1 pseudogene is annotated in these 366 nt (G+C 69.1%); it reads right to left on the reverse strand.

Annotation, left to right across the window (positions count from 1 at the left end):
- Positions 1-366, reverse strand: a pseudogene (locus tag AX685_RS12260) (iron permease); the annotation flags it as partial.

A 366-nucleotide genomic window follows, 5' to 3' on the forward strand; every position in this document is an offset into this window, starting at 1 on the left:
GGGCTTCGAGCCCTTCACGCAGCAGGATCGTGAACGCGCCCAGGAACGTGGACGCCTCGGTGGCGGCATCGGGCGCGAGCGCCGCTTCTGCATCATCGAAAAAGCCGCCCAGCACCGTGACCTTCTCCGCGAGATCATCGGGCGATGCGCCCCGGTCGATCGCGGCGCGGAACTCCCCCATGGCGCCCTCGATTCGGCCCATCAGCGTCGCGTCGCGCGCGGTGAGCGTTGGTTCGATCGGCTCGAACCCATCGAGATAGGCTGACAGCGCCAGCTCTTTTGCCATCCGCGCATCGCCACGCCGGGCAGCGGCCACGCTTTCGGCGAGTTTGGCGCGGGCGACCGCGAGCGAGCCGGGAGCCTGTT

The sequence above is a fragment of the Sphingomonas sp. CCH9-F2 genome (genome assembly GCF_001556735.1).
Lineage (GTDB): Bacteria > Pseudomonadota > Alphaproteobacteria > Sphingomonadales > Sphingomonadaceae > Sphingomonas > Sphingomonas ginsenosidimutans.